The following is a 24701-nucleotide window of genomic DNA, read 5'->3' as shown; positions in this document are numbered from 1 at the left end:
CCGTTGCGAGGGCATTTTTCCGGTTGCGGCGGGCTCAGTAGAACAGGCGCATGTGACTGTCGTAATCACCACCGACGGGCGGCAGCCTCAATCGGCTTGCTGCAGCCACGCCTGAATTTGCTCAAGCGTTGCCGTAGCGCCACCACAAACCACCACCAGCACATTCTGGTATTGCGCCAGGGCGCCCGGCGCATACGCCAATGCCAGCGCCGCTCCACACGCTGGCTCGACCAGCACCCGGTGGTCCAGCAGGAACCGCTCGCAGGCCTCCAGCGCTGCGCGATCGCTGACCAGGTGGCTGTGCACCGGGTGTTGCTGAGCGCAGGCCAGCGCCTGATCGGCTACCCGCTTTGCCCCCAGCGACGTCGCCACCGAAGCGATGCGCTCCAGCTCGACCGAATGCCCCGCCTGCATGGCCGCATGCAGCGACGCGGCACCGTGGGTTTCCACCGCCAGCACCGGGACATCACCCCAGCCATTGCGCTGCAGCCCCTGGACCACGCCGCTGAGCAACCCGCCACCGCCCACCGACAGCACCACGGCGTCCGGTTTCACGCCTGCTTCGGCGACCTCATCGATCAGGCTGGCATGCCCGGCCCACAGAAGCGGGTCGTCAAATGGGTGGATGAACGCATCATTCGGCCCCACCAAGGTCTGCGCCAGGGCGTTGGCCTCTTGCCAGGAGCTGCCATGCACCACCACGTTGGCGTCTTCCAGGCGCAGCAACTCCTTGGCCCGCCCGGTGGTGGTCTCGGGAACTACAACGGTCACCGGCACACCCAGCTTGCGCCCCGCGTACGCTACTGCCAGGCCGGCGTTGCCGCCCGAGGAAGAAATGAACTGCTGGGCGCCACGGGCCTGATGCACTTCGCAGGCGTGGCCGACGCCGCGCAGCTTGAACGAGCCGCAAGGTTGCAGGGCATCGAGCTTGAGCCAGATGTTTCGGCCCGCGGCCAACGATATGGAACGAGATTCGATCAGGGGGGTGTGGATATGCAAGGTCATTGGCTGGTTCCGCGTAATTGTTCAAGGTAGTTGTAAATGGTGTAGCGGGTTACGCCGAGGGCACTTGCGGCCTTTTCCACGCCGCCTTTGACGATGAACAGGCCGCGCTCTTGCATGACCCGCACGGCTTCGACCTTGGCCTGTTTGTTCATCCGGCCTTGGCCGCTACGTTGCAGGGAAGCCTGGATGATCTCGCTCATCAGCAGTTCCATGTCGGCGGGTTCGTTGACGGCAGGCGTGGCCCCCAGCGGTTGGAACTGCTGGAGAAAGCTCATGGCGGCGTCCAGGCCGGTGACGTCGGTGTTGACGCAGAGGCTGGCGAAGGGGTGGCCGGTGCTGTCGCGAAAGATCGCGGTGGCGCTGCGCAGGGTGCGGCCCTTGAGTGTGGTGGGGTAGTCGGGCAGTACCACCGGCTCGCTGCCGTGCTGGTCGGCTGAGGCCTGCATCAGTGCCTTAAAGCCTTGGTCCTGCTTCGGGGCGGCGAGGATCGGGCTGCCGACGCTGCGGCCGGAGAGGTGACCGTTGACGATCGCCACCACGGAACGCTCCGGGTGGTCCAGGTCGTGCAGGAGGATTTCCATATTGCGTGCGGCAACGCTGCCCAGGGCCTGGATGGCAGCCTTGAGCACTGTGAGGGTGAGGTGGCGTTCTTCGCCGGGGGTGATAGGCATGGCAGATCGAAATATCAACGTTTTGTGTATTTTTACACATAAAGTTGAATTGTGCGATCTGTGGTGGTTGTACCGGCCCATCGCCGGCAAGCCAGCTCCCACAGATAGTGCACAACCCTTGAGATTTGCAGTTTCCTGTAGGAGCTGGCTTGCGGGCGATGGGCCGCAAAGCGGCCCTTGTAAAAGTCAGCCCAGAGCCGGGGTGCGCGGCGGAATCATCCGGCGTGAGCCAGTCGCCTCGAAGGCTGCACCAAAGCTCAACAATGCATTATCACTGTAAGCCCGCCCGGCAAAGGTCAGCCCCACCGGCATGCCGATGTCGGCCATCACGCCCATTGGCACGGTGACGGTCGGCACACCCAGGTGACGGATCGCCAGGTTGCCGTTGGCCACCCAGATACCGTTGCTCCAGGCGATGTCTGCCGATGCCGGGTTGACGTCGGCATCGGCCGGGCCCACGTCGGCCACTGTCGGGAACAGCACCGCGTCCAGGCCCAGGTTGTCCATCCAGTCTTCCAGGTCCAGCTTGCGGGTGTGCTCCAGGCCGCGCAGGCCGTCAGGCACGGTCTCGATCTGATCCCAGGTCTTCAGGCCGCGCTTGGCCATGTTGACGTACTCGTCCATGCCGGCGGCCAGGTCGTCCTCACGGTTGGGCAGGGTGCCCGGGTCGTGGGGGAAGATTTGTGGGCCATCGACATCGGCCAGGCGGTTAAGCTTTGGGTCGCCATTGGCACGCAGGAAGTCGTCAAAGGCCCAGCCCGACAGCTCCCACAGCTCGTCATGGAGGAACTCTTTGCTGACGATGCCGCGGTTGTAAACGGTCGGTGCGCCCGGGCGGTCGCCTTCGCAGTTGGACACCAGCGGAAAGTCCACTTCCAGCACTTCGGCACCGGCCGCTTCCAGGGCCCGGCGTGCCTGTTGCCACAAGTCGATCACAGTAGCGCGGGTGTTGATGCGTTGGCCGGTCGGGCCACCGATGCCTGGTTTTTCGGAGGTGCCTGCTTCGGCATCGGCATTTATATACATGCGTGGTACGCCAAAGCGCTTGCCCTTGAGTGCGCTGGCATCCACTGCCAGGTCCCGGTAAGAGACAGGGCGCACAGTCGATGCCGCCGGGATCGGTACCCAGGGCTGCAGGCGCCACAGGTCACCGCGCTTGTCAGCGTCATCGGCCACCACCACATCGAGGATTTCCAGCAGGTCGGCCATGGTGCGGGCGTAAGGGACAACCACGTCCATGGTCGGGGTCAGCGGCCAGTTGCCACGTACCGAAATCACGCCGCGCGATGGGGTGTAGGCGCACAAGCCATTGTTGGACGCCGGCCCACGGCCGCTGGACCAGGTTTCCTCGGCCAGGCCGAAGGCACTGAAGCTGGCGGCGGTGGCGGTGCCGGCACCGTTGGATGACCCCGAGGCGAAGGGCGCAGTCAGGAAGTTGGCGTTGTACGGGCTTTCGGCGCGGCCATACACGCCGCGCTGCATGCCACCGTTGGCCATGGGCGGCATGTTGGTCTTGCCCAGGCAAACAGCACCCGCGGCGCGCAGGCGCTCGATGGTGAAAGCGTCGCGTTGGGCGACCAGGTCCTTGAAGGCAGGGCTGCCGGAAGCGGCGGTCAGGCCTTTGACCAGATAGCTGTCCTTGGCGGTGTAGGGGATGCCATCCAGCGGGCTCAGGACTTGGCCTTGGGCGCGGCGGGCGTCGGAGGCCTCGGCTTCTTTGAGCGCCTCGGGGTTGCGTACCACTACCGCGTTCAGGGCGGTGGCGGTGTCGGCGCCATCGTAGGCGTCGATGCGCGCCAGGTAGGCCTTGACCAGCTCGACCGCCGTCGTGCGGCCCGACTCGAGCGCGTCGCGCAGCTCGGCAATGGAAACCTCGGTTACCTCGATCATGCGTTCACCAAAAAAATTGTGCAGGTGGGGGCTAGTGCGAGGAGTGTACAAGAAGGGCTTGACGGACGCAGGTTTGCGCGGGGGCAAATGGTTTTATGCAGGGGGGCATTGTCAGGCACCAGGCGCCCCTTGTGGGAGCGGCCTTGTGTCGCGAAAGGGCACTCCCACACGGTCCGCGCTAATCGGCCAGGTCTGTGGCTGAATGGCGCTCCGGCACCTGGCTGTCTTCATCTCCCCAGGTACGGTTGACCCTGGTGCCACGCTGCACTGCAGGGCGCTGGGCAATTTCCTCTGCCCAGCGCTGCACGTTGGAGTATTCGTCCACTGCCAGGAACTGCGCCGCGTCATACAGGTTGCCGCGCACCAACTGGCCATACCACGGCCACACGGCGATATCGGCAATGCTGTACTCATCCCCGCCCAGGTAACGGCTCTCGGCCAGCCGGCGGTCGAGCACATCCAGTTGGCGCTTGGCCTCCATGGTGAAGCGGTTGATGGCGTACTCGAATTTTTCCGGGGCGTACACGTAGAAGTGACCAAAGCCACCACCCAGGTAAGGGGCTGCGCCCATTTGCCAGAACAGCCAATTCAGGCTCTCGGTGCGTGCTGCTGGTGATTTTGGCAGCAGTGCGCCGAACTTGTCCGCAAGGTACAGCAGGATCGACCCCGATTCGAATACCCGCACAGGCGGTTCGACGCTGCGATCGAGCAGGGCAGGGATCTTCGAGTTGGGGTTGACCTGGACAAAACCGCTGGAAAACTGTTCGCCCTCGCCAATGCGGATCAGCCAGGCATCGTACTCAGCGGCGGTATGGCCCAGGGCAAGCAGCTCTTCAAGGGCAATGGTGACCTTGACGCCATTGGGTGTGGCCAAGGAATACAGCTGCAGCGGGTGCTTGCCCAGCGGCAGGTCCTTGTCGTGCGTCGGGCCGGCAACCGGGCGGTTGATGCTGGCGAACTGGCCGCCGGACGCTGCTTCGTTGCGCCACACCTTGGGTGGCACGTAGGCGGGCTTGCTCATGCATGAATCTCCTTCATTGGCGCGAAACGGTCACGTAATGACGTTGACCTGTATCTATGCCACGGGTTCGACGCCATGCGCAAATGCAGAGAGTGCGGGCGCAACGTGCATAACGATGGTTTCATCCAGTTTTCATCCGGCGCAGGCCAGGCCGGCTCTATGCTGGGCTTTCTCTTCGCCCTGCAAGGTACCGCCGGCCGATGACTGTTCCCCGCTGCTTGTTGGCGATGGTCCTGCTCGGCGGCCTGCTGGCCCATGCCGAAGCTGCGCCGTGGGTTGCCGGCCTGCACCACATGACCTTGGCCGACCCCGTCGATAGCCGGCCGATGCAAGCGCTGGCGTTCTACCCGGCTACTGGTAAAACCCGTAGCAGCCGTATAGACGGCTACCCAGTCGACGTGGCAGAAGAGGCGCCCGTCGCCAGGGGCCGGTACCCATTACTGGTGTTGTCCCACGGCAATACCGGCAGCCCGCTGGCGCTGCATTACCTGGCCACCTCGTTGGCGCGGCGAGGGTTCGTGGTGGTGGCGGTAGTGCACCCGGGGGACAACGCCCGCGACCACAGTCGGCTGGGTACTCTGAGCAATCTGTATGGCCGGCCGCTGCAAGTCAGTGCCGCGATCACCGCAGCCCGCGATGATGCATTGGTCGGGCCTTACCTGGACGAAGGCAGGGTGGGCGTGATCGGTTATTCGGCGGGTGGCGAAACCGCATTGATCCTTTCCGGCGCACGCCCGGATTTGGACCGCCTGCGCCAGTATTGCCTGGAGCGCCCGAACGACGCAGACGCCTGCAAGACCCACGGTATATTGATTGCCGACCGCAGCGAACTGGCGGCGCAGGCCGATCAGCGGGTAGGGGCGGTGATGTTGATGGCGCCGCTGAGCCTGCTGTTCGGGCGCCATGCCTTGGCCGGGGTTCAAGTGCCAGCCCTGATCTACAGCGGTGATAGCGACCAACTGGTGGCGGTGGACCGCAATGCCGAGGCCCTGGCCCGCAAGCTGCCGGTGACACCCGATTACCGCCTGTTGGCCGGTGCCGGCCACTTTGTGTTCATGGCCCACTGCGACGCCGACCAGTACGCGCGGATGCCGGCATTGTGCAAAGACGCGGAGGGCGTGGATCGCCGCCATATCCATCATTCGCTGGAACGTGAAACGGCAGCGTTCTTCAGGCAGGCACTGGGCGCGCCGCAACTGGCCGAGCGGTCAGCCGCTGCGAGCGCGCCGGGACAGCAACAGCGTTAGCCCCACCCCGGCCAGGGCGAGCAGGGCCGCCACGCAGAAGATCGAGGCGTACCCCAGGTGCACGGCTACTGCGCCCATTACTGGCCCGGCGATAGCCAGGGCCATATCGAAGAACACCGCATAGGCTCCCAGCCCCGCACCGCGGCTGTTGCTGGGGACCTGCTTGATGGCCTCCACGCCCAGCGCCGGGTACACCAGCGACAGCCCGAAACCGGTAAGCCCTGCGCCGACCAATGCCCAGGCCGGCGAAGGCGCCAGCCACAGCAAGCTCAGGCCGAGCACTTCAGTGGCCATGCAGGCGACCGCCACGTTGTAGCCACCAAAGCGGTTGACCGCGTTGACGAACAGCAGACGCGAAAGGATGAAGCACACACCAAACGCACTCAGGCACCAGGCTGCGCCTAGCCAACCGCGCTCCAGGTAGTACAAGGTGACGAAGGTGGTCAGCGTGCCGTAGCCGATCGAGGCCAGGGTCAGCCCAAGACCACACGGCGCGACCCGGACAAACGCCGACCAGAACGGCAGGCGCTCGCCACGCACCACCACCACGTCGGCACGCTTGCGCAACACCAGCAGGGCAAGGGTTGCCAGCACCAGCAAAGCAGGGCCCAGCACGCTGAAGTCCAGCTCATCCACGGCCACTACGCCCAGTGGTGCGCCAATGGCGATGGCGCCGTAGGAGGCGATGCCGTTCCATGAGATCACCCTGGCGGTGTGTTCGGGGCCGACCTGGCTGATGCCCCAACTCAAGGTGGCCACACCGATCAGCCCCTGGGCGATGCCGAGCAGCAACCGGCCCCCAAGCAACAACGCCAGGCTCAGCAGCGGCAGCGTCAGGGTCCAGGCCGATAACAGGGTCAATACCCCGCAGCCGGCAATCCCCATCAGGCCGAAGCGGATGGCTTGCTTGCCCCCGAGGGTATCTGCAACGCGCCCGGCAAACGGGCGGCTCAGCAGGGTGGCCAGATACTGCAAGCCGATGGTCACCCCGGCGATCACCGCACCAAAGCCCAACTGGTCGTGCACGTAGCTTGGCAACACCGCAATCGGCAGGCCGATGCAGAGGAAGGCAATGAAGGTGTAGAAAACGATCGACAGGATCTGCAGGGTGATTTGCAGCGTATGGCTGGCGGGGGCAGGTTGTTGCGCGGTCATAGGCTCTTTCGCGGGCGGGCGGTTGGGCGTGGTCCCATGATGGCTGTTACATGAAGGAAATGAAAGCAGGCTAACGAATTATTCGTCGGGTTGTGTCAGCTGTGGGGCTGGCGGTGGGATCTTCGCGGGCAAGCCCGCGAAGAGGCGGGCCCAGCCATACACAATGGCCAGGCCTCACCCATCAATCAGACCAGTACGCCTTGGCTGCGCAGGTAATCGTCGTAGGTGCCGCTGAAGTCCACCACGCCATCGGCCGACAGCTCGATGATGCGCGTGGCCAACGACGACACGAACTCACGGTCGTGGCTGACGAACAACAAGGTGCCCGGATAGTTTTCCAGCGCCAGGTTCAGCGCCTCGATCGATTCCATGTCCAAGTGGTTGGTTGGCTCGTCCATCACCAGCACGTTCGGCTTTTGCAGGATCAGCTTGCCGAACAGCATCCGGCCTTGCTCACCACCGGAAATCACCTTCACCGACTTCAGGATCTCGTCGTTGGAGAACAGCATGCGCCCCAGGGTGCCGCGAATCACTTGCTCGCCGGAGGTCCACTGGCCCATCCAGTCGAACAGGCTCAGGTCGTCTTCAAAGTCGTGAGCGTGGTCCTGGGCGTAGTAGCCCACTTCCGCGCTGTCAGTCCATTTCACCGAACCTGCGTCCGGGGTCATTTCGCCGACCAGCGTGCGCAGCAGGGTAGTCTTGCCAATACCGTTGGGGCCGATGATTGCAACGCGCTCACCCGCTTCGACGGTAATGTCGAAGTTTTTGAACAGCACCTTGTCGTCGAAGGCCTTTGCCATCTTCTCCACCACCACCGCCTGACGGTGCAGTTTCTTGGTCTGCTCGAAGCGAATGAACGGGCTGACGCGGCTGGAAGGTTTCACTTCGGCCAGCTGGATCTTGTCGATCTGCTTGGCACGCGAAGTCGCCTGCTTGGCCTTGGAGGCGTTGGCCGAGAAGCGGCTGACGAACGTCTGCAGTTCGGCGATCTGCGCCTTTTTCTTGGCGTTGTCCGACAGCAACTGCTCACGCGACTGGGTGGCCGCAGTCATGTACTCATCATAGTTGCCCGGGAACAGGCGCAGCTCGCCGTAGTCCAGGTCGGCCATGTGGGTGCAGACGCTGTTGAGGAAGTGGCGGTCGTGGGAAATGATGATCATGGTGCTGTTACGCGCCGTGAGGATCGTTTCCAGCCAGCGGATGGTGTTGATATCCAGGTGGTTGGTCGGTTCGTCGAGCAGCAGCACGTCCGGGTCCGAGAACAGTGCCTGGGCCAACAGCACACGCAGCTTCCAGCCTGGGGCCACTTCGCTCATCGGGCCGAAGTGTTGCTCCAGGGGGATACCCAGGCCCAGCAGCAGTTCGCCGGCGCGGGATTCGGCAGTGTAGCCGTCCATTTCGGCGAATTCGGTTTCCAGTTCGGCGACGGCCATGCCGTCTTCCTCGGTCATTTCTGGCAGCGAGTAGATACGGTCGCGCTCGGCCTTGACCTTCCACAGCTGGCCGTGGCCCATGATCACGGTGTCGATCACGGTGAATTCTTCATAGGCGAACTGGTCCTGGCGCAGCTTGCCCAGGCGCGTGTTCGGCTCGAGCATGACCTGGCCGCCGGACGGCTCCAGGTCACCGCCAAGGATCTTCATGAAGGTCGACTTGCCGCAACCGTTGGCGCCGATCAGGCCGTAGCGGTTGCCGTTGTTGAATTTTACGGAAACGTTTTCGAACAGCGGCTTGGAGCCGAACTGCATGGTGATGTTAGCGGTGGAGATCAAGGAGCTTACCTATCAATAACTTACGTGGCTTCTTCGCAGCTGCGGACCAATTTCGGACCAATCTGGAGCTTTTCCGGCTCCGCCAGTCGTTGGACGAGTTAATCCAGCGCGCATAAGTCGATAAGAGCATCTGCACGCTATGCCCGAGCTGTTGGGCGATAAATGCGGGGTTGAGGCCGGACATTGAGCGTATTGTCGCATAGGTGTGACGGCAGTTGTATGGGGGGCGACGCCTGATCCCCAATTCATTCGGCACAGGCACCCGCTGTTCAGGGGAACCGCAGGCCTGTTTCACGCACCCGACGTTCGTCGAAGCACGGAACAGGAGTGGTGTTTTGGTCACCGCCCCCCTTGCCTGGCTTCGCCTTTGCCGCCATGTCGCGGCAGTGGGTCGAGGGCGAGGGGTAAAAAAATGGAGCTTTTGCTCGCGCCTGGTGGTCAAGCTAGTTGGATAGGCCTAATTACAAATGAAGGGTCTGCCCATCCTGCTTGCACCAATCACCCACTGGCGGTGAAGGAGAGCTTATGCGAATGAGGGGCCATGTGTACTGGGCTTGGGCTGACCCGACACTGCACCACCAAAGTCATGAAGAAACACTGAGTGACGGCACCCGCATCGATGTGCGGGTGAGGCTGTCCCGAACGGGTGGAGCGCAGATGTTCCTCGGGGTTTATGCTCGGTCAGGGATGGCGTTATTTGAGGAGGCATTCAACTCTCGGCCAGGCGAGTCGATGACTAGGGCGCTTGCCTGGGGAGTGGCTCGGGCGCGCCACATCGCTGCCGAAGGCGCTCCTGCCGCCGACCTTTTCGCCGCTTCGAAATAGAGTAAGAGGGGCTATAGGGTAATGCCAGTCAGTTAAGGTTGTTACAGTATTATTGGGCTGCTTTGCAGCCCCAAATTGCTTATCTGACTGGCATTAGGCTATAGACCCGGTTCAGTAGCCGCCGAAGGCTATGCTGGCTGTCAAACCACTCGAGGAGCGTGAGATGAAACGACTATTGCTAACTGCTTTGCTGGTAGCTTCGGGCGCTGCCCACGCCGGTATTCCGCTGGTGAACGCAACGTGCCCCGGAAATATCGAGGTGCATGCCGACAAGGGCGGGCCGATCTACATCAATGGCAAAGAAGGCAAGCTGAAGAAGTTCAACGATAACTACTTTGAAGCCAAGGGCAGCGGGGTGACTGTGTCACTGTCGATCAACCCCGACGGTTCGCCCAATGTCTCGTACACCGGCAAGAACAAAGCCAACGGGGTGTGCCAGGTCAAGGTGTCGTAGAGGGCCGCCATGCATGAGCGTAGCGGCAGCCATTGGAGGGGCTTCGGTGATGGAACGGTAATTGCTGTGACCCTGAGACATTGACCCGCGGAGAGCGCCGAAATGACTCAGGATGACCGTTATTACATGGTTTTCGTTGTGACTGCTGTGCTGGTCCTGGACCTGGTGGCAACCTTGGTGTTTTTGAACGCCATTGCCTGACCCGATAGTGGGCTTGGGAATACTCGGAGTTGGGGCCAATTGCGGTTGCTTATGCTCATCAGAAGAGAACTTTCACTGCGCCCTGAATGCAGCCTTGACCCATATAGCAAACAAACATAGGGCACGGTTGTTATTGAGCAGTAACATGGGCTCACGAAAACTAAAAAATGGCGTGCTACTGGCAACACTTTCCTACGTTTAGATGGGGCAGCAGGAGCGTGTCGCGTGAAGAGCTCAATATCGTTAGCAGGCGCCTTACTCGTGTCCGCCTTCGCCACATTGTTCACGGCAGGTTGCGCACAAACCCCTGACGTGCGTGACGGCCATGACTATACCTCTGGCACCACCGCGAAAAGCGCACCCACGTATCTGGGATGCGTGAAGGGCGAACTGCCAGGGCATGTGAAAACCTACGAGGTCGATGGCGATAACTCTGTCAGACTGTTCATCGAAAGCACCGACCCCAGCAAGGCAGAGGGCCTTGTGGAGTTGCGCAGCACAGCCGGCCAGCACCAGTTCACGGCCTATCAACGCGATGCCTGGTACGACCATGGCCGGTTGCTGGATGCCGCGTTGATGTGTTCAAAAACATGATGCACTGACCTCCCTACACTAAAAGCCCGCCATCGAAAGCGGGTTTTTTGTGTTTGGGAACGTCAGCATGATATCCGCCCAACGCGCTGTATGCAGGTCCACCGGCAAATTTCAAGAACTGGCTTGAGCAGCGCTTTTTTTGCATTCGCCTGCCTTGCCCGTGATAATTCACGCATTTGGATGGAGAACAGTGGGTGGAAGCAAGAAGCGTTGTCGCCGAAATGTTCATTGGGATCCCGACGCATTTCTGGGTGTTGCCCGTTGCCGGTCTGGTTGCGTTCTACGGGCTGAAATGGTCGGCCAGCTTCGGCAGTCGGCGCACCCTTGTGCAAGCCTCGACTTACCTGTTATTGCTGGCCCTGGCGGTGCTGCCTAGCGGCTTTTATGCCCTGTTTCCACCGTCGCCTGACCCGGATGTGCTGTTGAATCACTCGCCACTGCCCAACTATGCGGGGCGCTTCTACCTGGACGCGTTCTACGTCTTCAGTGGTTGGGCGCTTAGCAAAGTAGTGAAGCTTAAGTTCAGCTGAAGAGCTGGCCGGGCACCTGACGTGCCGATTCGCTTATCAGCAAGCACCGTCAATGTCGTCGTCGATTTTCGCGGCGACAGAGCGCAACTCGTCCGCAACCACATTGATGGACCTGATGTGCGCCGTCACGTCGATCGCACTCTGCAAAGTGGCTCTTGCCTCCATGAACCTGGCGTGGCCACTCATGGCCTGGCTGAGCTTTTCCAGATGATCGGCTGTTCTGACCAGATCTGACTTGATGTTGTGAAGCGTTTCCATGGTGCTGAAGGCCTTCCTTGTCTATTGCGTCAACGGTGCCATGAGCATCGCCTCAGGGCAGGGTGCAGCGCAACAGATATGTGAAAGGCGGCGATCCTTGCGATGGCACCGATGCGGCCCGAGGGCCTCAGCTTTTTTCCTGCACCTGTAGTACCGAACCCTTGTCGTCGGTCACCAGCAATCCGCTGAGGTGGGTGCCGTCTGATTGTTGCTCGGCAAGTGGCACATCCGAGGAGCGGAAGATGCTACGGCCCTGTTCATTGGTTTTGACAGTGGCGAGTTTGCCATTCTGATAGAAGAAGCGCGTGGTGTTGGCGTGCTTTTGCATGGTGTGTATTTCCTTGCTGGGTCGCGGTGTGATGCCACATTGGCAGTTTCACTTTCTCAACGTTCAGCCGCCAATGCTACTGGCAGAAATATCAGGTGCTCTCCATGGGTCCCGCTCAGGCTTCGTCCTGCAACCGCCCGGGGCTGAAGAAAAACGAGGCCACCACCACCGCTGTGATTACGCCTGTTGCATCTGCGATAAACAGCAGCAGCGCGCTGGTATCTCCATGCGCCAAGTGTTTGCCCAGTGCAAAGTCCACACCGTGCGGGCATGCGGCGATCATTAGCAGCATGGCGGCCAGCAGGCCCGAGAGGAGCTTCATGTAGGCCCTGCCGAATGCCAGGCCATACGCCCAGAACACGAAAATACAAAGCACGGCCAGGCCGGTGGAAGTTGCATATTGAGCGAGTATTTCCAGCCACCAGAGCATAGGGTTCTCCTGAGCAAAGCCGGCCGGTGATGCCGTGGCCTGATGTTGATCAGAAGCGGGGTAGAATGAATTCGTTCCCTGAGTGCAAACAATTAATTGCCGTTCCGGGCTCCCGTAAACAAGCCGTGATGTGGTTGTGTTGTCACGGGCGCGTTGTTGCTGTGGCAGGTGCACGAAAATTCAGCAGCAAGACCTTGGTTGATTAGAAACCCGAGGCTCCCCTCGTTAGAATGCAGCGTATTCCTGACGGCCAATTGCAAATGTCTACTTTTCGTATCTTCATCGCGTCTGCGTTAGTTGCCGGTCTTGCCGGGTGCGCAACGCCTGGCAAACCCACTGCCAGCAAGCTGACCCAAAAAACGCCGCAGGCGTACGCCGCCTGTGTGTTGCCTAAGTGGCAGGTTTTGGCCCCCCAGGCTACCCAGAAGTCGATAGCCCACGGCTACCGGCTGACGGCATCCAGTGCAGTGGCAAGTGACGATGTGCTGGACGTGGTTGACTCTCGCGATGGCAGCCGCGCGACCTTCTACAAGGGCAGCTTCCTGTCTGGGGACAAATTGCGCCAGGCTGCCAGGGAATGCCTGGACTGAGTCAAAAGCCTGCGGTCTTGGGGCCGCGTTGCGCCCCAGTCGCGACGCAAAGGCCGCTCCTGCAGCGGAGCACGTACTGTCCGGTGTCTAGCGCTCACGCATGAAAAAACCGGCAACGAACTTGCGGAAAGTTTCCAGGCTTTTGAAGTCGGCGTAGCGCTTGAAGTTTTCGGCGTCCGGCTCTGGCCCGATGGGCTGTTCCAGTAACGACACTGACAATACCCGGTCCTGGTCCGAGGTCATCACCAGTTCATCCATCACCTGGCCGCCGATCACCGGCCGGCGCATCTGCACCTTGACGCCCTTGCTGGCCATCCAGTCGATCAGCGAGACCAGGGCCTTGAGCGGCTCGCGTTCTTCATCGCGGTACACCGGGAACAGATGCGCGCGCGATAGCACCGGCACGCTGGCCACATGGATCAGCTCATAGAAATGGCTACCGGCGCTGGTCGGCGAGTAGATCATCAGCGCCAGCAACGGCCCGGTGGTGCGGCTACCGCCCCAGTACAGGTGGTGCCCCTGGAAGTCGAAGCCGTCTTCGCTGCGGTTGTTGAACAGCTTGCGCCCTTTGATTTGGTCAACGCAGTCCAGCATCAGCCCATGGCGGCGATGGTTGCCGAACACGGTGGCCTCACGCAGGCGGGACTTGAGCATCATCATGTGCTTCATGTCCAGCCGGGTTTCCAGGTAGTTGCTGGCAGGTACCCGCTCCAGCAGCGGGTGGCGACTGGCCACGCTGCGCAATTCGGCAAACTGCGTGGTCAGGTCCTTTTTCAGGTGGGTGGCGTAGAGATTGAGGCCACTGGTTTCGATCCAGGTCAGCAACAGCGACAGCAGACGCTGCTGTTCGCGCCGGTCGTTACCATCACTGGTGGCACCGGCGGTACCGGCCCGAAAGTCACCAATCAGGCGCAATGGCGTGTCGGGCGGTAGCCAGGCGGCGGGTGACGCAGGGTCGTCTTCGCGCTCGATGGCCTCCCGCTCGTCCTTGGTGAACGGGCAGCCAGGCGCGTGCTCGGCGGTGCCTGGTTTGTTCTTGAGGAACAAGGTGCCGGTGCTGCCGTTAAGGGTGACATTGAGCACCGGCAAGGCGTCGTTGCGGCAGTCGCAGGCCAGCCACTGGTTGGCGTTGCGCACCTTCATCAGTAGCTGGTTGGCCTGCAGCAGGCGTGGGCCGACGAGGCTGCCGGTGGCAAAGCCGACCAGCAGATCCTCTTCGGCGGCGGTCAGGCTGCGCACCTGCGCAGCGGTTTTGTCGATGATTCGCATGAAGCAGCTCCAGGCCACGAGCCTCAAGCTTCAAGCAAAGTCGCGCGGCTTTCAACTTGCCGCTGGGTTATCGCCAAACATCTTCGCGGCGCGGGCACGAATTTCGTCAGGGCTCAGGTCCTCCTTGTGGGTAGAGACGAACCAGATATTGCCGAACGGGTCTTTCAGGGTGCCGCTGCGGTCGCCGTAGAACTGGTCGGTCAAGGGGTGCAACTGCGTGCCACCAGCTGCCAGGGCCTGGGCGTAGACCTTGTCGCAATCCTCGACATACAGGTGCAGGCCCACGCCTGCGCCGCTGAGCTTCTGGCTGGCGGTAAGGCCACCTTCCATGTCGCAGGGGTCGCCCAGCATCAGCGAAGAATCACCGATCTTCAGTTCGGCATGGCCCACACGGCCACCAGGGGCATCGAGGCGGAACATCTCGACCGCACCAAAGGCTTTCTTGTAGAACTCGATGGCCTTGGCGGCGTCGTTGATGGCCAGGTAGGGGGTAATGCTGTGCTGGCCTTCGGGGATGGGTTTGACTGCCATGTTCGACTCTCCTTTGCAGTGGGCGCCGAAGGGCGCCCTGTTGCATAGAGTCGTTTGCGCCTATGGAAAATCGACAATGGCGCTAGATCGATTTTCTATAAGCGCGGCCGTCAGAAGATGTAGTCGGTGGTCAGGAAGCTCGACTGGCGGTTGCGGATGATTTCGCTGATCAGTTCCTTGTTGGCCTCCTGGAAGCGGGTGGCGACCAGGGTGCGGATGGAGAACACGCGCAAGGCGTCATGCACCGACAGGGTGCCTTCGGCGCTGTTCTTGCGGCCGTTGAACGGATAGGTGTCGGGCCCGCGTTGGCATTGTGCGTTGATGTTGATGCGCCCGACCTGGTTGGCGAAGATGTCGACCAGGCTGCCGATGGTCGCCGGATCATTGCCGAACAGGCTCAGCTGCTGACCGTAATCGGAGTCCAGCACGTAGTCGATGACGGTCTGCAGGTCGCGGTAGGGCACTACCGGTACCAGGGGGCCGAACTGCTCCTCGTGGTACACGCGCATGTCGTGGTTCACCGGGTACAGCAAGGCCGGGTAGAAGAACGACCCGCGGCTTTCCCCGCCACCCTCGTTGAGCACGCGGGCGCCCTTGGCTGTGGCATCGGCGACCAGGCCGTCGAGGTAGTCGACCTTGCCGGGCTCCGGCAACGGCGTCAAGGCGACGCCCGGCTCCCAGGGCATGCCGGGCTTGAGGGCGGCCAGTTTGTGCTGGAACTTGTCGAGGAAGGCGTCGATCACGTCCTCGTGGACGAACAGGATCTTCAGCGCCGTGCAGCGCTGGCCGTTGAACGACAGCGCGCCGGTAACCGCCTCATCGACAGCATTGTCGAGGTCGACCTGCGGCAGCACGATGCCTGGGTTCTTGGCATCCAGGCCCAGCGCGGCGCGCAGGCGATGCGGGCGCGGGTGCAGCTTTTTCAAGTCGCTGGCGGCCTTGTGGGTGCCGATGAAGGCGAATACATCGACCTTGCCGCTGGCCATCAGCGCGCTCACCGTTTCCCGGCCGCGGCCATAGATCACGTTGATCACCCCCGGTGGGAAACTGTCACGGAAGGCTTCGAGCAACGGGCGAATCAGTAGCACACCGAACTTGGCCGGCTTGAACACCACGGTGTTGCCCATGATCAGCGCCGGGATCAGCGTGGTGAAGGTTTCGTTCAGCGGATAATTGTAGGGCCCCATGCACAATGCCACGCCCAGTGGCGCGCGGCGGATCTGGCCGAGGGTGCCTTGTTCCAGCTCGAAGCGGCTGGAGCGGCGGTCGAGGTCCTTGAGGGCGTTGATGGTGTCGACGATGTAGTCGCAGGTGCGGTCAAATTCTCTCTCCGAATCCTTGAGGTTCTTGCCGATCTCCCACATCAGCAACTTGACCACGGCCTGGCGCTGCTCGCGCATGCGTGCCAGGAAGGTTTCGACATGCTGGATGCGTTCGGCCACACGCATGTTCGGCCAGGCGCCGCGGCCCTTGTCGTAGGCGTGTACGGCGGCGTCGAGTGCGGTAAGCGCGGTTTCGGCATCGAGCAGCGGGGCACTGCCCAGTACCACCTGGCGTTCTTCAGCGCCTTCCTTCAGCCATACCGGGCTGCGCACCGTGGCCAAAGGGCCGTCCCAGCGCCTGAGCTCGCCGTTCACCAGGTAGTCGCGTTGTTCCAGTGGGGCTCCCAGGCGCCAGGTTTCCGGGATGTTCTCGGCACTGGGGAAGAGTGAATCGAGCAGACAGTCCATAGGTACTGCACCTCACATTGCGGGGCTGGTTTCAAGCCGGGTGAATCGCTTCAGCTGCGAGCATGCACCGGCCGCCGGAAAAACACCAGTCTGGCTCAAACTGGCCGCCAGTGCCTACCGATGGGCCGGCAGGCACCGCGGACATGATCAAAGCGGCAGATTGAAAAGGTTGGATGGCGGGTGCGTGAGCCACGCCTGGCGCAGGACAGGGTCCGCGTCGATCATTGACAGCCTTCGCCAGAATTCCCGGCGGGCTTGGTTCGGGTGTGACAGGAAGGGTTCGCGGTCGAGCAATGGCCGAAGGTCACGGCGAAACTGCAGTGGCAAGCGTTGCCACAATGCGGCTTCTGCGGGGCCTGCATTGTCGAAGAACCCCTGGTAGTCAAGTTCGCATACCAACAGATCGACACCGTGGGCGGTGTTATAGGCCTCGATTTGTGCCAGTGCAGCTGGGCCCAGCCACTTGCTTTCAAGGCTTAGGGGTTGCCAGTGCATCGTGCACCGCTTCAAGGTCATTGCATTGACGCAGGGCTGGATCATGCCCTGGCAAGTACAGGGCCAATCCCGCACGGCCCGCATCGATCAGCATGGCTTCCTGCAGGTTGATGCCGAACAGTGCAAGCTGCCAGCAATCCACGTTGCCGCCTTGCAGCAATTGTTGCACTTGATCGTGTGTGTTGCCGTTGATGTGGTGGCGCAGGTAGGCCAGGTCGGACGCCAGGCGCAAACGGGCTTTTTGCACCGTGATGGCTTGCTCACGGACAGTCGGCTGAGCAAAGTGCTGCTCCAGGTGGGCTTGGTAGGCGCCACCCAGGTCCAACTCACGGCAGTGTGTGGCGAACGTGGCGGGTGCGAGGGGGAGCGGCTCGACCTGGAAGCGCTCCGAGGTGAGTGGAAAGTGCGCCACAGGTGCTTGCATGCCGATGACTGCGGAGCCTTGTACTTGAATATGGGTGACTTGAATGTTGCTGCTCAGGGCAATGGCACTTTGAGAGGTAAATGCCTCGTCATCGGCGAAATTCTGCAGCGCAGCCTGTAACAGGTTGTCGCTACGATGGCTGTAGAGATAGCGCAGGCCGTTCCAGTGCCAAGTGCGTTCAACACGCAGCAGCCGTGAGTCTTGCACGGGAGCGTTAAAGCCTCGTTCGGCCAGAAAATTTTGCAGTAAAGGCTCGGCGAACTCGGTGATCTGTTTGAGGCCCCTGAGTGAGCGGGCCAAGGCTGCTTGTGAGCGTACCAGGCGTGCCTGGCTGGCGCATACCGCCTGGCGCAAGTCAGGGGCGGCGTTGGCAAACCAGTCCTGCTCATGCCAAGGGCTGGCCTGGCTTTGCTGCAACGCCGCCCACTGCTTGGGCGTTGCCCGGCGGGCCCAGTGTGGCAGCTGGGCCTCAAGCAGGAATCGATGAGGATTGTTCGCAGGCATGCCGATGCTCCTGATATGCGAAGAGGGCATCAGACGCTAATTATCAATAGCCAAGCGGTAATCAAATACCTTTTGGGTGGCATGCTTATAGAAAACTTCTAGTGGGAGTGGCCTTTCACGCAGGATATTTGACGCCATGAAACTTGATCTACAGTCAGCTAGAAGCCGCTTGCCAAAGCGTTTGCAGGTATCTTAAATTGTTACTGAATGTGATAGGAAAGTTTTAGGGCTAACTATATAAATCAAAGCGTTAAGTGTTTTTGCTGATTTTTCTCTTTTTCAGATTGACCATAGAGCACTTCAAAGGACGTCGAAGAAGAAATGAAAGAGACCTTGACGGCTGTGGCGCGAAAGCTCCTGTCACCCTCCCTGCGTTACGAAATGCGGCTGCTGGCCAGCAAAGCCCGAGAAATGGCGGCGCGTGCCTGTTTCTGGCGTTGGGAAGTAGCCAGGTTTCGGCTACAGCAGGAAAGCCCTTACGAAATTCTCTACATCGGCCGCAAGCAACAGCGGGAAATGGCCAAGCTGCTGATCGGCGGCAAGGGCCAGGGCAGCGCTTCGATCGTAGACAGTGCCAGTGCCACGGCGGCCGCCCATCATGTAGTGGTCATCAGCGAAATGCCCTCATCGGGGGCGCTGTCAGTGCCGCATTACCTGAGCGCTGTAGTGCCGTTGGGCCGTTCGCTGGAGGACATTACGGCGCGCTACGACAGCGAACTGCGGCGCAGCATCCGCAAGAACCGCCCGCTATACCAGATGCGCCAGGCCCTCGCGAACGACGAGATCGCCATGGCAGACCGTGAGCTGCTGCGCCCGTATGCCACCGCCAGGCAGGGTATCCATGCTGCGCAGTTCCCCACGGAAGAAGTATTCCGCATTGCCAAAAGTGTCGGCCGTCTCGACCTGATCACGTTGGGTGATGAAGTGATCGGCTGCCACCTGGGGTGTGAAGTGGTACGTGGCGGCAAGCGGTACTGGAGCACGTTGCGTTTCGGCTACTGCCAGGCGGTGTTCAGTGATGCCAAGAGGTTGCGTGAGGTGAATTCCATCACCACCTTCATGGCGCTTGAATGGGCACTGGAGCAGGGTTTCGATTATTACGACATCGGCCTGTGCCTCGCGCGCCCGGACGACGGCCTGCTGAAATGGAAGCGCCGTCGTGGGGGGGACATCGACTCGTTGGGCAACCATGCCTATCTGTTTGTCCGCTTGCCCAAGACCGGTACGGCGAAGTTCCTCTGGGATACGCCGATGTTCGCGGTGGAGGGCGACAAACTCACGCTGCACCTGGGGTTGCCGGATGGCCCGAGCGATGAGGAGGTTGCCAGCCGTTACCACGAAATGGTGTTTGGGGGCCTGCACAAGATTTATCTCTATGGTGGCAACGGTGCGGGTGAGCCCTTCGTGGAAACCCTGCGCAGCCGTTACGCCAGCTTGCAGTCACCGCCCACCATGCAGAGAGTCACGTGCAACTGAGTGGCTGCCAGGGATGCATTGATCTGGCGCTTTACGCCAGGGTTTAGACTTCGTCATCAGGGGAGGACGCTTCATGGGAAGCGACATCTCGCAGTTCAGTGCATCGTTCGCAGCCAAGCAGCACACCTGGACCTTGGCTGCCTATCGTTACATGGCGCGCAAGCGGCTGGGCAAGAACACGGCCATCGACCTCAAGAGCATCGCCACCAAAAGCTGGGACATTGCTCCGGGTGAAACCACGGTGTCGCCGGCGGCCATCTTTCTGCCAGGCCAGTTGGAGCGGGTAACGGGTTGGGAGGGCAAGCGTTTTTACCCCTACGTGCATCCTGCTCGCACCATGGAGGGCGGCATCAGCACGCTGCAAGGGCCAACCCGCGGCTACCTGATCAAGAATGTATGGCTGGTCGATGGCGCGTTGTACAAGGGCAAGGCCAGCCACTGGCTGGCGCAAAAGCCCAATACCTTCCCGACAATCATCGTGGACAACGAAATAGACCGCGCCGCCATTTACTGCACGCAAAACGGCAATTCGTGGTTCGGCACCTGGCTGATGGAGGATTGCCCAACCTATGCGCTGGCCTGTAACGAGGGTATACCAGTGACCACTGCGCCATCGGCCAGGTACCCGCTGTTCACCCAGGCGCCGGCCTATGAAGACTGGCTGGGCATGAAGCCGCTGCGGCTGCGCAGTGCGTTTTTCCGTGAGCTGGTGCTGTTCGACGACCACGGCAACAACCGCAGCCGGCATGCCCGCTACCAGGCCATGGGCGACAGACTGCTGTCGCACGTGGCGCATGCCCCACACCCTGGAGTATTCCTGCTACGTGGCGGTGACGGCGACCTGCGCCTGTTGCGCAATGAGCTGGAGCTCGCCGAGCACCTGCGTGTCACTCGCGGTTTCCGTGTGGTCAACCCGCTCAAGTCCGATGTGCCGAGTATTGTGGCAGCCTGCGCCGGAGCAAAAGTGGTCATTGGCGTGGAGGGTAGCCAATTGGTGCATGGGGTAAACGTGCTTCAGCCCGGCGGTAGCCTGCTGACCTTGCAGCCGCCTGACCGGTTTGTGAGCTACTACAAATACCTGACCGATCGCGACCACCAGCATTTTGCGTTTGTAGTCGGGATACCGGAGGGCGATGGTTTCCGGATCGAGATCGGTGAGGTGGAGCGCACGTTGGACCTGCTTCCACGGTAAACGTGTAGTATCGGTACATGTCAGCAGCGAATAGGCAAGGCAATGATCGAGGTTTCGCGGTTCTGGCGTGACCCTGCCTTGCCTTTTGTCGAAGCCCGGCGGGTAGGGGATGGGCGGCAGGTGTGCTACGCCGCGCACTCCCATGAGAGCTTTTCAATCGGTGTGATCACCGGTGGGCGAAGCACCTACTTGAACGGTGACCTCCGCACTCAGGTAGGGGCCGGTACCACGGTGCTGATGAACCCGGGCGTTGTGCATACCTGCAACCCAATCGACGGTGAGCCCTGGTCTTACCTGATGCTCTTTGTCGACCTGCCTTGGTTACAGGCGCAAGGCTTTGAGTTGCCGACACAGACCTGGAGTGCTTCGCCTGCGTTGTACCAACGGTTGTTGCAGGCGTTTGCCGACCTGTTCGATGCGGGCGTCCCTGATCGGGAAGGCCGCCTGGCAGGCTTTTTCGGCACAATGCCGGACTTTCTCGGGGCCAACGCCCGTGCGAGGGACGAAGGCAACCCGCGGCTGGCCGCGGCGGCTGCGTTCATACGTGCTCATCGCAGCGATCCGCTGAGCCTGGAAGACATCTGCACCGCGTGCGGCCTGTCGCGCGCCTACCTGATTCGTGCCTTTCGCCAACATTATGGGCTGACACCGCATGGCTACCTGCTTGACCAGCGTGTTCAGCTGGCCAGGGCGCAGTTGCGTCAGGGGCGGGCGATTGCCGAGGTTGCGCAGGAGGCCGGGTTTGCCGACCAGGCGCACCTGCAGCGGGCTTTCAAAAAGCATCTGGCTGCGACGCCGGGGCATTACCGTAGTGCCGCTGGAGTCAGATAACCAGGTAGACAGCACTGCCCAGCAGCAACACCGCCAACCCTCGATTGAGCAGGCGCAGGTGTCTTGGGGTGCTCAGGTGCTGGCGAATCACGCTGCCGGCCCATGCCCAACTGGCCACCGAAAGGAAACAGATCGGGCCGTAGATCCAGGTGAACAACCACAGCAAGTGCTGTTCACCGCCGGTATAAGCGCCGACCCCGGCCACTGCCGCCAGCCAGGCCTTGGGGTTCAGCCATTGCATCGCCGCGCCTTGCCAGGCCGATGGGGCGGGTGTTGCGTGCGCGTCAGTCAGCCGGCCATCGTCGCGGGCAAGCTTCCACGCCATGTACAGCAGAAACGCAACCCCACCCCAGTGCAGCAGCAGGCCCAGCAGCGGCCAGCGCAGCAGCAGCTGGTGCAGGCCCAGCCCGACCAGCATCAGCAACACACAGAAGCCCAGCGTAGCGCCCGCCACATGTGCCAGGCTGGCGCGTAAGCCATGGCTGGCGCCGCTGCTCAGGGCGATGATGTTGACCGGGCCGGGGGAGATTGACGCCGCCAGTGCGAAGGCGGCCATGGACAGGGACAGGCTCATGAGAAAGATCCGGTGGTTGGAAGGAGCCATGATTTTCAGTTGTCGGCTGCCCAGGGTATTGAAGAAAAGTACCCACAAAAATTCAGACCTAAACTGGTTAAAGGTTTTGTAATAGTTTTGCGCTATCAGAGAAACCTGCTGAGCTTGTAGGATCATTCTCCCAATTTGCTATCAGGGTCTATATGAGCACCTTCGCGGAGCCCCCCAGTCTCTGGCCTTTCAGGCCGTCCCCCCTTTGTCCTCGTGACGCTTCCCTCGTGAGTACTCGCTAATGGAATGGCTAGCCGACCCCACGGCCTGGCTGGGCCTGTTGACGCTTATCGTCCTCGAACTGGTGCTGGGTATCGACAACCTGGTGTTTATCGCCATCCTGGCAGACAAGCTGCCACCGCATCAGCGCGACCGCGCACGGGTGATCGGCTTGAGCCTGGCGTTGATCATGCGTCTGGGCCTGCTGGCCAGTATTTCGTGGATGGTCACCCTGACTGCGCCACTGTTCGAGGTGTTCGACAAGAGCTTCTCGGGCCGTGACCTGATCATGCTGTTCGGCGGTGTTTTCCTGCTGTTCAAGGCCACCATGGAGCTGCATGAACGCCTCGAGGGGCACGTGACCCAGGCAAGTGGCACGCTGCGCCATGCCGCATTCTGGCCTATCGTGGCGCAGATCGTGGTGCTGGACGCTGTGTTCTCGCTGGATGCGGTGATCACGGCGGTGGGCATGGTCGAAGAGCTGTCGGTGATGATGATCGCGGTGATTTTCTCGATCGGTATCATGATCGTTGCCAGCAAGCCGCTGACCCGCTTCGTCAACGCCCATCCCACGGTGATCATGCTGTGCCTGGGCTTTTTGATGATGATCGGCTTCAGCCTCACCGCTGAGGGCCTGGGCTTCCATATCCCGAAAGGCTACCTGTACGCAGCGATCGGCTTCTCGATCCTGATCGAGCTGTTCAACCAGCTGGCGCGTGCCCGTCGCAAGCGCAGCTTGCAGCAGCACAGGCCGTTGCGTGAGCGCACCGCACATGCCGTGCTGCGCATGCTGGGCGGCCGCCGGGTCGAGGTTGACGAGGTGGGCGAAGAAATCGCTGACCTGGTCGCAGGTGGCGAGGAACAGGTGCTGTTCGACCGCCGTGAGCGGGTAATGATCAGTGGCGTACTTAACCTCGCCGAGCGGCCGATCCGTACGGTGATGACCGCACGTGCCGAAGTCGATGTGATCGACCTGGCGCAGCCGGCCGAAGCCATTACGCAGGCCCTGGCCAACTCGCCGTACTCGCGCCTGCCGTTGATACGTGATGGTCGCGTCGACGAACCACTGGGCTTCGTGCACAAAAAAGAGCTGCTCAAGGAGTTGTTGTCGGGTGGCCAGCCGGACCTGGAAAGCATGGCACGGGCACCGTTGAACCTGCTGGAGAGCTTCAGCATCCTCAACGCCCTGGAGCAGATGCGGGGGCAGTCGACCCACATCGCCTTCGTGGTCAACGAGTTCGGTGATTTCACCGGCCTGCTGACCATGACTGACATCCTTGAGTCGATTGCCGGTGAACTGCCGGACGCGAGCGAGGTTGAAGGCCCCGGTATCGTCCAGGAGGGTGAAGGCTTTGTGGTGAGCGGTGCACTGAACCTGAGCCAGGTGCAGGCACGTACTGGCTTCAGTGCCCGTGCCACCGACGATTACCAGACCCTGGCAGGCCTGGTGATGAGCCTGCTCGACCGCCTGCCGATGGTGGGTGACCGCCTGGCCTGGAATGGCTGGACGCTGACCGTGGAGGCGGTCGAAGAGCGCCGGGTGCGCCAGGTTCGGCTTATACCGAACGGCGACGCTGACGCAGCAGGTGCTTGACGCCTTCGAGGACCAGTACCAGCACCGCGGCCCAGATTGGCAGGTAAGTCAGCCACTGATCCGGGCCGATGGTCTCGCCCAGCAGCAGCGCCACCCCCACCAGCAGCACCGGCTCGACGTAGCTGAGCAGGCCGAACAGACTGAATGGCAGCAAGCGACTGGCCAGTACGTAGGCGATCAGGGCTGAGGCGCTGATGGCGCCAAGGACGGGGATCAAGGCATAAAGGCCTGGGTGAGCCTGCAGGTCGCCAGCCGAAAGCGGGCCCTGGATAACGAAGTACAGCGCCCATGGCAGCAGCAGGCACATGTCGCACCACAGGCCACCCAGGTGGTCAGTGCGGCAACGTCGACGCAGTACGAAGTAGATCGGGTAGCCGATCGTCACCAGCAGGGTTTCCCAGGCAAAACTGCCATTTTGGTACAGCTCGTGGCCTACGCCCAGCGCGGCGCAGGCCACGGCGACCTTCTGCAGGCGCGAAAGGCGCTCTCCATACACCAGCCGCCCGGTCAGGACCATGGCCAGCGGCAGCAGAAAGTAGCCCATCGACACTTCCAGGCTGCGCCCGTGCAGGGGCGCCCAGAGGAACAGCCACAGCTGCACGCCCATCAGCCACGAAGTACCGACCATACCCAGCAACAGCACCGGCGTGCGCTTTACCCGGGCCAGCAGCTCGCCAACCCGTTTCCAGTCCTTCGAGACAAGCATGAACAAGGTGAGGCAGGGCAGCGTCAACAGGGTGCGCCAGCCAAAGATCTCTTCGCCATCGAGTGGTGTGAGCAGCGAGGTATAGAAGTACATCACAGCGAACAGACAGGACGCCATGACCGATGAAACAATGCCTTTTGACACGAGTGCCTCGA

The 24701-nt window shown here is 61.4% G+C and carries 27 protein-coding genes and 1 pseudogene; 11 read left to right on the top strand and 17 right to left on the bottom strand.

The window, feature by feature from the left end; all coding sequences use genetic code 11:
* Nucleotides 1-87: 87 nt before the first annotated feature.
* From JOY50_RS24525 to yghU, 4 genes are all read right to left on the bottom strand, one after another.
* Nucleotides 88-1005, bottom strand: coding sequence for a pyridoxal-phosphate dependent enzyme (locus JOY50_RS24525; protein ID WP_243056003.1), 918 nt, complete (start codon nt 1003-1005; stop codon nt 88-90).
* The gene (locus tag JOY50_RS24520; protein WP_243056002.1) at nt 1002-1676 is read right to left on the bottom strand and encodes a transcriptional regulator; all 675 of its coding nucleotides are present in this window, start codon (nt 1674-1676) and stop codon (nt 1002-1004) included. The genes JOY50_RS24525 and JOY50_RS24520 overlap by 4 nt, the downstream gene beginning before the upstream one ends.
* Before the next feature lie 186 nt (nt 1677-1862).
* Nucleotides 1863-3566, bottom strand: a complete 1704-nt coding sequence (locus JOY50_RS24515) for an amidase (protein ID WP_132843321.1) — start codon at nt 3564-3566, stop codon at nt 1863-1865.
* Nucleotides 3567-3744: 178 nt separating this feature from the next.
* Nucleotides 3745-4587 carry a glutathione-dependent disulfide-bond oxidoreductase gene (gene yghU, locus JOY50_RS24510; protein WP_132843319.1) on the bottom strand — a complete coding sequence of 281 codons (843 nt, stop codon included), beginning with the start codon at nt 4585-4587 and terminating at the stop codon, nt 3745-3747.
* 75 nt (nt 4588-4662) lie between these two features.
* On the opposite strand from yghU, the gene JOY50_RS29015 reads away from it, so the two are divergent.
* Together JOY50_RS29015 and JOY50_RS24505 are read left to right on the top strand one after the other, a co-directional pair.
* Complete coding sequence (locus JOY50_RS29015; protein ID WP_259139791.1) at nt 4663-4791, top strand: hypothetical protein; 129 nt, start codon at nt 4663-4665, stop codon at nt 4789-4791.
* The gene (locus JOY50_RS24505; RefSeq protein WP_019471580.1) at nt 4788-5834 is read left to right on the top strand and encodes a dienelactone hydrolase; all 1047 of its coding nucleotides are present in this window, start codon (nt 4788-4790) and stop codon (nt 5832-5834) included. Before JOY50_RS29015 ends, JOY50_RS24505 begins: the two co-directional genes overlap by 4 nt.
* Here JOY50_RS24505 and JOY50_RS24500 read toward each other — a convergent pair.
* From JOY50_RS24500 to JOY50_RS24490, 3 genes and pseudogenes are all read right to left on the bottom strand, one after another.
* Entirely contained in the window at nt 5796-6989 is a 1194-nt protein-coding gene (locus JOY50_RS24500) for an MFS transporter (RefSeq protein WP_132843317.1), read from the bottom strand. The genes JOY50_RS24505 and JOY50_RS24500 overlap by 39 nt on opposite strands.
* Before the next feature lie 185 nt (nt 6990-7174).
* Complete coding sequence (locus tag JOY50_RS24495) at nt 7175-8761, bottom strand: ABC-F family ATPase (RefSeq protein WP_132843315.1); 1587 nt, start codon at nt 8759-8761, stop codon at nt 7175-7177.
* 20 nt (nt 8762-8781) lie between these two features.
* Nucleotides 8782-9146 (bottom strand): annotated as a pseudogene (locus JOY50_RS24490) (site-specific integrase); the annotation flags it as partial.
* A 140-nt stretch (nt 9147-9286) separates the two neighbouring features.
* Here JOY50_RS24490 and JOY50_RS24485 point away from each other — a divergent pair.
* The 4 genes from JOY50_RS24485 to JOY50_RS24470 all read left to right on the top strand — a co-directional run bounded on the left by JOY50_RS24485 (nt 9287) and on the right by JOY50_RS24470 (nt 11365).
* Nucleotides 9287-9586, top strand: a complete 300-nt coding sequence (locus tag JOY50_RS24485; protein WP_019471652.1) for a hypothetical protein — start codon at nt 9287-9289, stop codon at nt 9584-9586.
* Nucleotides 9587-9749: 163 nt separating this feature from the next.
* Nucleotides 9750-10040 (top strand): hypothetical protein, encoded by a 291-nt coding sequence (locus JOY50_RS24480; protein ID WP_132843312.1) that lies wholly within the window; start codon nt 9750-9752, stop codon nt 10038-10040.
* Between the two features lie 426 nt (nt 10041-10466).
* Nucleotides 10467-10835, top strand: a complete 369-nt coding sequence (locus tag JOY50_RS24475; protein WP_132843310.1) for a hypothetical protein — start codon at nt 10467-10469, stop codon at nt 10833-10835.
* Between the two features lie 221 nt (nt 10836-11056).
* Nucleotides 11057-11365 (top strand): hypothetical protein, encoded by a 309-nt coding sequence (locus JOY50_RS24470; protein WP_132843663.1) that lies wholly within the window; start codon nt 11057-11059, stop codon nt 11363-11365.
* Between the two features lie 36 nt (nt 11366-11401).
* Here JOY50_RS24470 and JOY50_RS24465 read toward each other — a convergent pair whose 3' ends face one another.
* The 3 genes from JOY50_RS24465 to JOY50_RS24455 form a co-directional block, all read right to left on the bottom strand.
* A complete protein-coding gene (locus JOY50_RS24465; protein ID WP_132843308.1) occupies nt 11402-11623 on the bottom strand; it encodes a hypothetical protein in 222 nt (73 codons plus the stop codon).
* Between the two features lie 127 nt (nt 11624-11750).
* Nucleotides 11751-11951 (bottom strand): hypothetical protein, encoded by a 201-nt coding sequence (locus tag JOY50_RS24460; RefSeq protein WP_132843306.1) that lies wholly within the window; start codon nt 11949-11951, stop codon nt 11751-11753.
* A gap of 115 nt (nt 11952-12066) precedes the next feature.
* Nucleotides 12067-12555, bottom strand: coding sequence for a hypothetical protein (locus tag JOY50_RS24455; protein ID WP_243056001.1), 489 nt, complete (start codon nt 12553-12555; stop codon nt 12067-12069).
* 56 nt (nt 12556-12611) lie between these two features.
* On the opposite strand from JOY50_RS24455, the gene JOY50_RS24450 reads away from it, so the two are divergent.
* On the top strand, nt 12612-12971 hold the full coding sequence (locus tag JOY50_RS24450; RefSeq protein WP_132843304.1) for a hypothetical protein: 360 nt from the start codon (nt 12612-12614) through the stop codon (nt 12969-12971).
* Between the two features lie 87 nt (nt 12972-13058).
* On the opposite strand, the gene JOY50_RS24445 is transcribed toward JOY50_RS24450, so the two are convergent.
* From JOY50_RS24445 to JOY50_RS24425, 5 genes are all read right to left on the bottom strand, one after another.
* Complete coding sequence (locus JOY50_RS24445) at nt 13059-14240, bottom strand: hypothetical protein (RefSeq protein ID WP_243056000.1); 1182 nt, start codon at nt 14238-14240, stop codon at nt 13059-13061.
* 51 nt (nt 14241-14291) lie between these two features.
* Complete coding sequence (locus tag JOY50_RS24440; protein ID WP_132843300.1) at nt 14292-14771, bottom strand: VOC family protein; 480 nt, start codon at nt 14769-14771, stop codon at nt 14292-14294.
* Between the two features lie 110 nt (nt 14772-14881).
* Nucleotides 14882-16501, bottom strand: a complete 1620-nt coding sequence (locus tag JOY50_RS24435; protein WP_132843297.1) for an NADP-dependent glyceraldehyde-3-phosphate dehydrogenase — start codon at nt 16499-16501, stop codon at nt 14882-14884.
* A gap of 147 nt (nt 16502-16648) precedes the next feature.
* On the bottom strand, nt 16649-16996 hold the full coding sequence (locus tag JOY50_RS24430) for a hypothetical protein (protein WP_243055999.1): 348 nt from the start codon (nt 16994-16996) through the stop codon (nt 16649-16651).
* Entirely contained in the window at nt 16971-17924 is a 954-nt protein-coding gene (locus JOY50_RS24425) for a dermonecrotic toxin domain-containing protein (protein ID WP_238342526.1), read from the bottom strand. The genes JOY50_RS24430 and JOY50_RS24425 overlap by 26 nt, the downstream gene beginning before the upstream one ends.
* Nucleotides 17925-18245: 321 nt before the next feature.
* On the opposite strand from JOY50_RS24425, the gene JOY50_RS24420 reads away from it, so the two are divergent.
* From JOY50_RS24420 to JOY50_RS24410, 3 genes are all read left to right on the top strand, one after another.
* Nucleotides 18246-19400 (top strand): hypothetical protein, encoded by a 1155-nt coding sequence (locus JOY50_RS24420; RefSeq protein ID WP_132843292.1) that lies wholly within the window; start codon nt 18246-18248, stop codon nt 19398-19400.
* 73 nt (nt 19401-19473) lie between these two features.
* A complete protein-coding gene (locus JOY50_RS24415; RefSeq protein WP_132843289.1) occupies nt 19474-20592 on the top strand; it encodes a glycosyltransferase 61 family protein in 1119 nt (372 codons plus the stop codon).
* 42 nt (nt 20593-20634) lie between these two features.
* Complete coding sequence (locus tag JOY50_RS24410) at nt 20635-21423, top strand: AraC family transcriptional regulator (protein WP_132843287.1); 789 nt, start codon at nt 20635-20637, stop codon at nt 21421-21423.
* Here JOY50_RS24410 and JOY50_RS24405 read toward each other — a convergent pair.
* Nucleotides 21416-21997: a LysE family translocator gene (locus JOY50_RS24405; protein ID WP_138737317.1), complete on the bottom strand. Its 582-nt coding sequence runs from the start codon at nt 21995-21997 to the stop codon at nt 21416-21418. The genes JOY50_RS24410 and JOY50_RS24405 overlap by 8 nt on opposite strands.
* A gap of 271 nt (nt 21998-22268) precedes the next feature.
* On the opposite strand from JOY50_RS24405, the gene JOY50_RS24400 reads away from it, so the two are divergent.
* Nucleotides 22269-23840, top strand: a complete 1572-nt coding sequence (locus tag JOY50_RS24400) for a TerC family protein (RefSeq protein ID WP_132843282.1) — start codon at nt 22269-22271, stop codon at nt 23838-23840.
* Here the strand turns inward: JOY50_RS24400 and rarD are convergent.
* Nucleotides 23803-24690, bottom strand: coding sequence for an EamA family transporter RarD (rarD, locus tag JOY50_RS24395; protein WP_132843279.1), 888 nt, complete (start codon nt 24688-24690; stop codon nt 23803-23805). The genes JOY50_RS24400 and rarD overlap by 38 nt on opposite strands.
* Nucleotides 24691-24701: the final 11 nt, after the last annotated feature.

Origin of the sequence: Pseudomonas sp. BP01, assembly GCF_022760795.1 — a bacterium.
In the GTDB taxonomy this organism is placed as follows: Bacteria; Pseudomonadota; Gammaproteobacteria; order Pseudomonadales; family Pseudomonadaceae; genus Aquipseudomonas; species Aquipseudomonas putida_Q.
The sequence above is the reverse complement of the archived record's forward strand: the minus strand, read 5'-3'. Positions and strand labels throughout refer to the sequence as shown.